The sequence below is a fragment of the Pollutimonas bauzanensis genome (genome assembly GCF_040393045.1).
Taxonomy (GTDB): Bacteria; Pseudomonadota; Gammaproteobacteria; order Burkholderiales; family Burkholderiaceae_B; genus Pollutimonas; species Pollutimonas bauzanensis_A.
Genome location: NZ_JBEBUX010000030.1, coordinates 24,788 through 34,624, shown reverse-complemented (window position 1 = coordinate 34,624; position 9,837 = coordinate 24,788). Strand labels below are relative to the sequence as shown.

Annotated in this window: 11 protein-coding genes and 1 pseudogene; 4 read left to right on the top strand and 8 right to left on the bottom strand. The window is 52.5% G+C overall.

Features of this window, described 5'->3' with window-relative positions:
• Nucleotides 1-195: 195 nt before the first annotated feature.
• The 7 genes from ABWO67_RS06880 to ABWO67_RS06850 all read right to left on the bottom strand — a co-directional run bounded on the left by ABWO67_RS06880 (nucleotide 196) and on the right by ABWO67_RS06850 (nucleotide 5,903).
• Nucleotides 196-732 (bottom strand): dihydrofolate reductase family protein, encoded by a 537-nt coding sequence (locus ABWO67_RS06880; RefSeq protein ID WP_353149421.1) that lies wholly within the window; start codon nucleotides 730-732, stop codon nucleotides 196-198.
• A 144-nt stretch (nucleotides 733-876) separates the two neighbouring features.
• A complete protein-coding gene (locus tag ABWO67_RS06875) occupies nucleotides 877-1,263 on the bottom strand; it encodes a cupin domain-containing protein (RefSeq protein WP_353149418.1) in 387 nt (128 codons plus the stop codon).
• 431 nt (nucleotides 1,264-1,694) lie between these two features.
• Entirely contained in the window at nucleotides 1,695-1,850 is a 156-nt protein-coding gene (locus tag ABWO67_RS06870; RefSeq protein WP_353149415.1) for a hypothetical protein, read from the bottom strand.
• A gap of 567 nt (nucleotides 1,851-2,417) precedes the next feature.
• Entirely contained in the window at nucleotides 2,418-3,086 is a 669-nt protein-coding gene (locus tag ABWO67_RS06865) for an RraA family protein (RefSeq protein WP_353149413.1), read from the bottom strand.
• Between the two features lie 33 nt (nucleotides 3,087-3,119).
• Nucleotides 3,120-4,091: a Bug family tripartite tricarboxylate transporter substrate binding protein gene (locus ABWO67_RS06860; RefSeq protein WP_353149410.1), complete on the bottom strand. Its 972-nt coding sequence runs from the start codon at nucleotides 4,089-4,091 to the stop codon at nucleotides 3,120-3,122.
• Between the two features lie 32 nt (nucleotides 4,092-4,123).
• Entirely contained in the window at nucleotides 4,124-5,014 is an 891-nt protein-coding gene (locus ABWO67_RS06855; protein WP_353149407.1) for an NAD(P)-dependent oxidoreductase, read from the bottom strand.
• 232 nt (nucleotides 5,015-5,246) lie between these two features.
• On the bottom strand, nucleotides 5,247-5,903 hold the full coding sequence (locus ABWO67_RS06850; protein ID WP_353149405.1) for a GntR family transcriptional regulator: 657 nt from the start codon (nucleotides 5,901-5,903) through the stop codon (nucleotides 5,247-5,249).
• A 183-nt stretch (nucleotides 5,904-6,086) separates the two neighbouring features.
• Between ABWO67_RS06850 and ABWO67_RS06845 the strand changes: the two are divergent.
• The 4 genes and pseudogenes from ABWO67_RS06845 to ABWO67_RS06830 all read left to right on the top strand — a co-directional run.
• Nucleotides 6,087-6,215, top strand: a pseudogene (locus ABWO67_RS06845) (YdeI/OmpD-associated family protein); the annotation flags it as partial.
• A gap of 104 nt (nucleotides 6,216-6,319) precedes the next feature.
• Nucleotides 6,320-6,949, top strand: coding sequence for an ABC transporter ATP-binding protein (locus ABWO67_RS06840; RefSeq protein WP_353149402.1), 630 nt, complete (start codon nucleotides 6,320-6,322; stop codon nucleotides 6,947-6,949).
• Nucleotides 6,950-7,117: 168 nt separating this feature from the next.
• On the top strand, nucleotides 7,118-7,876 hold the full coding sequence (locus ABWO67_RS06835) for an SDR family oxidoreductase (RefSeq protein WP_353149399.1): 759 nt from the start codon (nucleotides 7,118-7,120) through the stop codon (nucleotides 7,874-7,876).
• Between the two features lie 149 nt (nucleotides 7,877-8,025).
• On the top strand, nucleotides 8,026-8,844 hold the full coding sequence (locus ABWO67_RS06830) for a class I SAM-dependent methyltransferase (RefSeq protein ID WP_353149396.1): 819 nt from the start codon (nucleotides 8,026-8,028) through the stop codon (nucleotides 8,842-8,844).
• Here ABWO67_RS06830 and ABWO67_RS06825 read toward each other — a convergent pair.
• On the bottom strand, nucleotides 8,841-9,782 hold the full coding sequence (locus ABWO67_RS06825; RefSeq protein WP_353149394.1) for a LysR family transcriptional regulator: 942 nt from the start codon (nucleotides 9,780-9,782) through the stop codon (nucleotides 8,841-8,843). The genes ABWO67_RS06830 and ABWO67_RS06825 overlap by 4 nt on opposite strands.
• Nucleotides 9,783-9,837 lie beyond the last annotated feature (55 nt).

Sequence of the window (9,837 nt, the reverse complement as noted above, 5' to 3'; positions counted from 1 at the left end):
CTCTTCGGTTCTGATGGTAATTGTCACATTTATTCTCCGTCTGGTTTGTACTCTGATACGGAGCCTATGAAAACGTTGAATTCAGTTGGGCGGTAACGATAGCTTCTAAGGGAGACGATATCAATTCTCGCTTCTTTGCACGGCTGCCAGGATGGCTGTGCCGTACTTAGTACGAATTCGTGACGCGAAGTGGACTTAGGCAGGAACGTACGTCAATCTAATCACGGCCTCGCCGATTAACTCGTTTGCTACAAGGCGTAGCGGCGGCCGGGGGCCAGCGAAGAATGGCTTGCCGTGACCAAGTACGATTGGATGGAGATAAATCAAGTATTCATCAATGAGGCCTAGCTCGGTCAGGCTGTGTGCAAGGTTTGGTCCGCCAACTTCAATCTCGCCTGCAAGTTGATCCTTCAACCTGCGGATTACCGCCCCGATATCATCCTCGACAAGTGTGGCGTTGGGGCCAACGGACTTCAACGAGCGTGACACAACCCATTTCTGTTGTTTCCGCCACGCCATTGCAAATTCGCGTTCTTCTTGTGTCCACTCAATATGGTCTTCGTCCCAATAGCGCATGACCTCGTACAAGCGGCGACCGTACACACTGCCCGTCAAGCCACGCGCTTGCTCAATGAAGTGACGAAAGAGTGTGGCGTCTGGAGCAAATGCCTGGTGATCTACGTCTACGTAGCCGTCCAGTGATTGGTTCATTCCGAAGATAATTTTCGCCATGCTATGGATCTCCAGTTGAGGTTTTCAGAGCAGACGCCTAACGGTCAAGGAGTGGTTTGTTAGGATCGACGGAAAATAGGACGCAGGCCCCGCAATTCTTGTGTCGGTAGTCATTCCATCTTCCGTGGTGTATATCCATCGCTTTTAGCCTTTCACTTTCTCAATCATGTGATTGATGACATGGCTGTGCTCAAGCTGAGGGCTGAACATGACGATATCGGCGTCTTCGTCGACCTTTACGTTATGCCCCGGTGGCCAGTAAAAAAGATCATTCGCGTTCACGGTCTCCTGCACACCGTTCGCGTCGGTCGTCGTGAGCTGGCCGCGTAAGACAAAGCCCCAATGGGGGCACTGACACAAGTTACCTTCTAACCCTTGGAACAGCGGTGTGGTGTCAACGCCCGACGAAAGGCTGAAGTATTCGCCACTAATTTTGCCTAATCCAGTTGCGTCTCCGAAATCCGTTTGTTGACGGATCACTGCACCTGGAATCTCCATTTTTATGTCTACATTATCTTTGGATACCCGCATGGAAGGTTCTCCTATGGGCCAACGGCTGCTCTGAGTTTCATATTCTGTTTATCGCTACAGCCGCGTCAAGCGATAGACGTCAGCACCTTGAATATAAACCTCTGATGTCGATTTGCGAAAGAATATCCAAGAATTTCTCTATTCCATACGCTACGATTTATGTCTACTGAGATTTTGATTGTGGGATTGATTCCTGTATTGCAACGGCGTAAAAATGCAGCATGGCTAACTAGAAAATACAGTGGCCAGCCGGCGCGAGGGCACGTCTTAAAAGACTGACGTGAGCCCGAACGTCGGCCAATTCAGACGACAGCTGTTCCGATGACATTAAATCAGTAAAGGAGAATACGGTGAAATACATAATCACTTGGTTTGAACGTTCTCAAGGATCGGATAGGGGGTATGAGAATGCCCGTCGAGGCGCCGCAATGTTACGCTTCTTGTCCGCTGTCGCAGCAACGCTGCTTATGCCATGTGCGCTCGCGCAAGATGCCACGCAGACTGATGGAGACAAGTACAAGACCATACTGGAAAACGAGTGCGTCAGAGTGCTCGAGTATCGTGATGAGCCGGGGGACAAAACACATCAACACCATCATCCTGCGTTCGTTCTGTACGCACTGAGCCCGTTCGAGCGAACATTGACTCTCCCTGACGGAAAGGTTCTCCGCCGACAGTTCAAAGCGGGCGATGTCATGTGGTCAGAGGCACAAACACATATTGGCGAAAATGTTGGCCAAACAGCCACGCATGTTCTCATTACCGAGCTGAAGAAGAGCCCTCAAGACGGCCAGACGTGCACTCAACGATGAGCCGAGAATGAAATCTCAAACCATCCTCTACGGGATAACCGAAGTAGGGGCCAGGCTCGCGGCAATAACATGAAGCTGGCGATAAGGCATCGGCTAGGCCTCAAGCCCAACAATCAGTGCTTTTTTTCCTGGAGGCCTTTAGGTGAGTCAAGACCGTATCAAGTCGACCGGTGGTCGCAAAGCGCCGAAACGCTGGTGTTGAATCGGTAATGGCTATCTTCCCATGAGCGCACTCCACCCGTATTGGATTAGGTGCTTCTCCTTGTCTGCAACGGGGATGGAGTTCGGGCCGAGGGACTGGTGAGTAATTGAAAAGTTGGCCGTACGCTTACCTGCGATCTACTAAAACAAGCAGCCAAGCGCTTTTAGGCGCATATCGACCCAGCTTGCGTCATACGTGCCGGCGTCAATATCAGCCAACATTTTCTCTTCAATGACGTGCTTCTCGACGGTTTGCTTATAAACCTCTTGTGTGATTTCAAAGGGAACACAAAGCAGACCATCAGCATCTCCGATGATCAAGTCGCCAGGCTGGATTGTCATCCCTCCCAGACAAATTGTTGAGTTAATCTCCCCCGGGCCGTCCTTGTATGGTCCGCGATGAGTGACGCCTGCAGCGAAAACCGGAAAACTACCCCGACCGATTTCAGCCGAGTCGCGGATGGCACCATGAATCACGATACCGGCCAAGCCGCGTTTCTGTGCATATGCCACCATAATTTCACCGATTATGGCGTTAGTGAGATCCCCACCAGCGTCCACGACGATCACATCTCCGGGCCCTGCGACTTCGAGTGCCTTATGCACTAGAAGGTTATCACCCGGGCGACACCGCACGGTAACAGCGGGGCCAGCCATGTATGTGCCATCATGCATAGGGCGCAGATTTGCGCCTCCAGCGTACATTCTAGACATCATGTCGCTGACGTTGGCGACCGGCAACTCTTTAAATCGTTTTACCGTATCCGCATCGACGGCGCGACTACGTTGATGAATCTGAAAACCAATCATGTTTGTTTAGTCTCTGAAAGTTTGGAAAGGAATTTATTGGGGCTTAATACCCGATGCCTTAACCAAGGCGCCGAACGAGTCATGATCAGCTTTATGGCGACTCGCCATATCGTTGGCACCGCTTCCAATAGCATCGTATCCAGCCTTTTGCAGCTTTTGCGTCATTTCACCGCTGGATACCGCTTTCTTCATCGCCTCATTGAGCTCATTTACGACTTCCGAAGGGGTGCCTGCCGGAGCAGCCAGGCCCCACCATATTGCCTGCTTTACCTCTGGGTAGCCTTCTTCTGCGAAAGTCGGAACATTGGGCAGGCTAGGTGAACGGGCTTCGCCGATAACAGCGATCGGCTTAACCGTCTTGGCCAGGATTTGAGGAAGCAGCGATGCCACAGAGCCGGTATAAATTTCGATCCGGCCACTGCTTAAGTCTGGGAAGGCTTGCGACCAACCGCGATACGGTACGTGGCTCAACTTGATATCAGCTTCTTTGCTGAATAGATTGCCCAGAAGGTCACCGGTACCGCCAACACCGGGTATGCCTAGAGTGACAACCCCCGGTTTACCTTTTGCGGCGGTGACTATATCTGCCAGTGTGTTGTAGGGGGACTGCGGAGCGACTACGTAAACGCTTGGTGAACTAGCTACTAGACCGATTGGAGCAAAGCTTTTGAAGGTGTCATAGGACAACTTACTGTACAGCCATGGGTTCAGTACGATATTGTCGGTCTGTGCCATAACCAGCGTATGGCCGTCTGGTTTGGCGCGCGCAGTGGTATCCAAAGCCAGGTTACCGCCAGCACCTGGCTTGTTCTCAACGACGATATTCCAGCCTGTTTGTTGAGCCATGGTATCCGCCAGCATGCGGGTGAGGGTGTCCGTACCTCCTCCTGGGGGATATGGAGAGATGAGCGAAATTGACTTCTCGCTCAAGGACGACGCAACTGATGCACCTGTGAGGGCAAGCGTACCGGCCAGAAAAAGTGTTTTAACGAAGCGATGTGACATGAAGTCTCCTTTCTTTTTTAGAATGTATAGCGTCAGTGATTAGTGGTTGGCGATTTGGTAGTGTCCGAGTGCTGTTGCTCGAACAGCCACTTAAGACTATTTTCAATCGTTGTCTCGCCTTCTATTGGCGAGTTTTTGATTGAGTTGGATGTGTGTTCAAACAGTGCTGCAACACCATCGAGGGCACGGGGCTGAATGCCCTCGCTTACCAACTGGAGCCGAGCTTCCCTAACTTCCGCTAGTCGTCTCCCGGCGTGTCGTACGTGCGTAGTTACCGTCGTTTCCATGAAGTTGCGGATTGGTGACTGATCAATATCGGACAAAACTTCGTAAAGCTCCTGCCGCAGACCTCGTTGTTCGGCAGCCATTAGGCACTCTACGGATAAAGCTTCCAGACCTTTGGTGAAAACGCTACGTAATAGCTTCAGCGCAACAGCGTCTCCAGGATTCGTACCCACTAGTCTTATTGGGGCGCCAATACCCTTCAGGACTTCAACGAGCTCGTCTGTCGCTGACCCTGCGCAAAGCAACGGTGTTTTTGGACCGCCGATACCTATGGCTCCGATAATTGCAACATCGATGAATTGGACATTGGCCTTAGGTGCGATCTGTCCGGCAATGTGAAGGTCAGAGGGACTTGCCGTCGTGAAATCAGCATAGATTGAATCCCTGCGCATATGGGGCAAAGATTGACGGGCTACATCGAGCGCAACACCTCCAAAAACTGCCGAGATAACCAAATCAACTCCGGTTAGCCAGTCTCCTGGCTCCAAATGAAGGTTCGAGCCGATTTCCTTCGCATAAAGGATAACGGCGGCGCTTTGCCTACTGTCGCATAAGTCAGTGACCCGATGGCCTGCCTCGATTAAGGCGGTTGCATAGCAGCGTCCAACGTCGCCGCATCCGATTATGGCAATTCTCATTTTAGTACAATAAAAATACAATAATCGTATGTTACGTTAAAATTTTAATTGTTATGTAGGTGTTTACCCCAAAAAATAACGTCAATGTGTTTTTATTGTGTTTTTATTTGTGTTTGGATCGACGGGTGTAAGAAGGACACATAGCACTACAAGTGCTATGTGTCCGTTAAGGGAATCAAGAAGGTTTTGCCACCAAGGATGGCGTTGTCAGCGTGAGAGTGCTTTTTATAGGCTAGAGAGTGTCTAGCCTCTGACTCATGAAGCGTTGATTTGAGATAAGCAAGTGGACGGACATTATTTGCTCTGCTAAGTCACCGTTTTTGAGCTCCACCGCCATGACGAGGTCTCGGTGATGCTGGAGGCTGCGTTGAAGGTCTTCGATGTCGTATAGAAAGAAAGAACGGGTAATTATCGGCATATCGATCATTGTTTCGAGCATAGACTTTAAGCGTTGTGATCCCGCTGTCTCCAGTAACAGCCGGTGAAATGCGCTATTTATTGCCTGAAGCTCACCGATTGCAGCATTATCTTTACCCACCGCCTCTACACCTTGTGCCATTTGATCATTGCACTGTTTTAGTTTTTTAATGGCATTTTCGTCGGCGCGCTCTGCAGCAAGTCTTGCCGCAAAAGGCTCAAGACGGATGCGTAGCCGATACATGTCCTCAATATCCCACCGGGTCCAACTCGCAATGAATACGCCGCGGCCTTCCTCAGCAACCGCTAGTCCATCATCAATTAGCTGCTTCAGGGCCGTCCGCACTGGTGTTCTGCTGATTCCCATTTCTTCGGCAATTTGAATTTCTTTTAGCTGGGTACCGGCCGTGTAGTGCCCGGCGATGATTCGCTTTTTGAGCACTTCATATGTTTGTTGGCTCCCTCTTTTCATGGTGTGACTCTCTTTAGGTTGTCTGCATGCTCGCGAAGGTTACTAATGTAGTCCACTGCGTTGAATGCAATCTTAACGTGTTACGTGATTGCTTTTCTGGCTTCCATTTCCATAAGTAAAGTCGGGCCGAGGCTGTCTGGAAACGCAAAAATAAAGTGCGCTTGAAAAAAATGATGCACCAGAACGCTCGACGGTCGGAATCGATACGCCGTTCTGTTCAGGATACAAACCGCCAAGAAGGCCGAAACGCGCGCCAAGCGAATTTCACAGTTCGTGCAAATGCTGGAACGACACGAAAAGGTACATCCGTGATCAATTCGAGCAATGCCAGAAAGCCCCTCACGCTTTACCAGTTCAATACTGGCGAAGCCAAGCATTACTTCTGATCGTGCGCATTCGTGTGTACACTTCCCAGCATGCTACGCATCGACAATCTCAGCAAGCGCTATGGCGACCACCGTATATTCCAGGGACTGACTCATACGTTCCCGCCTGGATGCGTGGCGCTATGCGAAGAAGACAGTACCGGCAAATCCAGCTTGCTGGGCATTATTGCGGGCGTTATCGCACCGGATGCGGGAGACGTCTGGATCGACGGGCATTCGCTAACCCAAACGCCGCTGCAAGCCAAAGCCCGCATTGCCTATGTGCCCGACAATTGCCTGGCGTTTCCCACGCAGACGGGGCGTGGATTGCTCGAGCAAATCGCCTCGGAAAAGAACGCCATGCTCGATGATGCCGTGCTTGATCTGGCATACGAACTGGGGCTGGAGCCGCACCTGGACAAGCGCTTCGAACAGATGTCGACGGGTACGCGCCGCAAGGTCTTCCTGACGGCCGCCGCCTTGGGTGAGCCGGCCGTCGTCATCGCGGACGGCCCCAGCAACGGTCTAGATGCGCGAGCTCGCGCTGTGCTGGCCGAGCAGTTCAAGATATGGTCCCGAGACCGCGTTGTGCTGTTCGCCAGTCACGATCCCGAACTGGTGCAAGCCTGCGGAGCCAGTGCGATCAATGTTGCCGGACTGGGCTTTCAATCTAGGCTATGACTGTTGCGCTGAGAAACAATCCAAACCCAAACACCACGTTAGTCGCCAGGCTTACTGCACGACTAAACCATGGGCGAAGACCGCCAGTTTTGCAAGCAAGAAACGGATAGCAGAACTGTCTGCAGCGCGATTAGACTCTCATGACGTAATACTCAAGAGAGGCACGTCATGGAATTGGAAAGTAAGACTATTATCATCACCGGCGCGAGCAGCGGGATCGGTGCGGCGGCGGCCCAGCTGTTCGCATTAGAAGGGGCCAATGTGGTGCTCGGTGCGCGCCGATCCGGAGAGCTTGAAGTCCTTGCGGAAACAATTAATCAAACCAATGGAAAAGCCGTATTTTTGGCTGGTAACGTAAAGGATGAGGGCTACGTCGATGCGCTTGTCGACCTTGCGACAAAGGAGTTCGGCGGGTTGGACGGCGCATTCAACAATGCCGGTATTGTGGGCGAGATGCAGCCGGTCCCGGATATGACCATCGGCAATTGGATTGATGTGATTTCGGTCAATCTGACGGGTGCGTTCCTGGCAGCCAAGGCGCAGATACCGGCAATGAAGGCGCGCGGGAAAGGCTCGATCGTCTTCACCTCGTCATTTGTGGGTTTCAGCAACGGTGGCATGCCGGGCATGGGAGCCTATGCGGCATCGAAGGCGGGATTGATCGGCTTGGCGCAGTCGCTGGCATCGGACCATGCCGTCGAGGGCATACGCGTCAATGCGCTATTGCCGGGCGGCACGATCACGCCAAGCGGGGGTGAAGGAAATCCGGCCGCTTTGGAGTTCATCGCAAGCTTGCATCCCATGAAGCGGATGGCAACCCCTAAGGAGATTGCGCAGGCAGCTTTGTTCCTTCTTTCTGAACGATCCAGCTTCATGACCGGGAGCCCGATGATCGTAGACGGCGGAATGTCCGTTCGGTTGACGTAACGACCGAAGCACTTCGTAAACAATGAAGTGAATGGCCGCAATGGGTCGGCTTGAGGCCTCTTTCGATTGCTCATGCCTCATGGAAATCCTTGTTTTTCGATCCAGATAGTATTAAATTTGGCTGGATACAAAGCGTGTTTCATATGTGTATGAACCATCCTAACGTCGACGCCGCATTCGCGGGCACCATTCCGCAACTCTATGAGCGGTATCTCGTGCCGCTTATCTTTGAACCCTACGCCGCCGATCTCGCTTTGCGTGTTGCGCATTTCCAGCCTTCACGCGTGCTTGAGATTGCCGCAGGGACCGGTGTCGTGACACGCCAGCTTGTGAAGACTCTGCCGTCCGAGGTTTCGATCATGGCAACGGATTTGAACCAACCGATGCTGGATCAGGCCGCTACGGTCGGTATATCTCGTCCCGTCGAGTGGCAGCAGGCAGATGCAATGCAGTTGCCGTTTCCTGATGGGGCGTTTGATGTGGTTGTCTGCCAGTTCGGAGTCATGTTTTTTCCAGACAAGGCAAGGGCATTCTCTGAAGCGAGGCGGGTTCTTCGTCCCGGCGGCCGGTTTCTGTTCAACGTGTGGGATCGGATCGACCAAAACGAGTTTGCCGATATCGTGACCAACTCGCTTAAAGTCCTCTTTCCAAGCGATCCGCCGCTATTCCTGGCCCGAACTCCTCATGGTTACCACGATCCTGCCGTCATCGAGCAGGATCTTGCACATGGCGGATTTTCAGGGACTCCCGAGGTGGCTACACTGCCTGCACGTAGTCGTGCGGACTCGTCACGCACTCCAGCGGTTGCGTACTGCCAAGGCACGCCGCTTCGAAGCGAGATTGAAGCTCGTGGCGCATCCCGGCTTGCTGAGGCTACCGATACAGCGACGAATGCAATAACGAGCCGGTTTGGCTCGGGGCCTATAGACGGGAAAATTCAGGCCCGGATTATTGCCATTGAACGTTAGCGGTCTGTATTGTCATCAGCCCGAGAGGGATTGAACACGGAGCGATCCTTGGCTGCCAGACGGACCAACTCATCTACAGTGACCCGAACTTTTGGCTGCAAATGCCAGGTCTTCGGCCAAATAACATGAATCGGCATCGTGCCGCCCGATATTTCAGAAAAAACTTGCATGAGTGCCCCAGAGCGAAGGGCGTTACCAGCCAGCCAGGTTGGCAACTGGGCCAGGCCGGCTCCGGCGAGGCATGCGTCGAGCAAGGCATCGCCATCCGTCAGCTTATGACGAGAAGGAATTTCCTGGGCTTCGATTTCTCCCCGCTCATTTTTTAACAACCAAGTGGGTCGATGTCCGTGACGCCAATCCGTAAGGCAATCATGGTTGGCAAGGTCCGCCCGGTTAGCAGGTATGCTGTGAAGTTTCAGGTAGTCTGGCGAAGCGCAAATGACCAGACGTTGTTCCCCCAAGCGGCGCGCGACGAGTTCTGGCGAGTCGGGCAATACACCGATACGCACGGCCAGATCAATCCCTTCGCCGACCAGATCGACAGGTCGGTCTCTGAGCGAAACTGACAAGTCCAGTCTTGGGTAGCGCAGGCCCAGCTTTAGCAAGGAAGGCAAAATGTGGCGGCGACCGAACGTAGTAGGCAGATCAATACGCAGTCGCCCTATGGGCTGCTGATGCCCCGTCGACAAGTACGCTTCTGTTTGATCCAGTTCTTCCAGGATACGCCGGCAACTGATCAGATAGGCCTCGCCCTCGCTTGTCAGATCAATACGCCGGGTCGTCCGGTGCAACAACTGCACGCCCAGGCGTTTCTCTAGCTTGGAAATGCTTTTCCCAACGGCAGAGCCGGTCACGCCCAGCGATAACGCTGCGGCAGTGAAGCTTGCGCCATTAACGGTAGCGACAAACTCTCGAATGCCGGCGAAACGATCTTTCATGAAATCATCTTCCTATTATGGAATATTAGGATCGAATGAATGGAATTATAACTAC

Coding starts and splice junctions, on each gene's coding strand:
- ABWO67_RS06840 (WP_353149402.1), top strand. CDS start 6,320: ATGCTACGCATCGACAATCTCAGCAAGCGCTATGGCGACCACCGTATA.
- ABWO67_RS06860 (WP_353149410.1), bottom strand. CDS start 4,091: ATGTCACATCGCTTCGTTAAAACACTTTTTCTGGCCGGTACGCTTGCC.
- ABWO67_RS06880 (WP_353149421.1), bottom strand. CDS start 732: ATGGCGAAAATTATCTTCGGAATGAACCAATCACTGGACGGCTACGTA.
- ABWO67_RS06855 (WP_353149407.1), bottom strand. CDS start 5,014: ATGAGAATTGCCATAATCGGATGCGGCGACGTTGGACGCTGCTATGCA.
- ABWO67_RS06870 (WP_353149415.1), bottom strand. CDS start 1,850: ATGTGTTTTGTCCCCCGGCTCATCACGATACTCGAGCACTCTGACGCA.
- ABWO67_RS06825 (WP_353149394.1), bottom strand. CDS start 9,782: ATGAAAGATCGTTTCGCCGGCATTCGAGAGTTTGTCGCTACCGTTAAT.
- ABWO67_RS06835 (WP_353149399.1), top strand. CDS start 7,118: ATGGAATTGGAAAGTAAGACTATTATCATCACCGGCGCGAGCAGCGGG.
- ABWO67_RS06865 (WP_353149413.1), bottom strand. CDS start 3,086: ATGATTGGTTTTCAGATTCATCAACGTAGTCGCGCCGTCGATGCGGAT.
- ABWO67_RS06850 (WP_353149405.1), bottom strand. CDS start 5,903: ATGAAAAGAGGGAGCCAACAAACATATGAAGTGCTCAAAAAGCGAATC.
- ABWO67_RS06875 (WP_353149418.1), bottom strand. CDS start 1,263: ATGCGGGTATCCAAAGATAATGTAGACATAAAAATGGAGATTCCAGGT.
- ABWO67_RS06830 (WP_353149396.1), top strand. CDS start 8,026: ATGAACCATCCTAACGTCGACGCCGCATTCGCGGGCACCATTCCGCAA.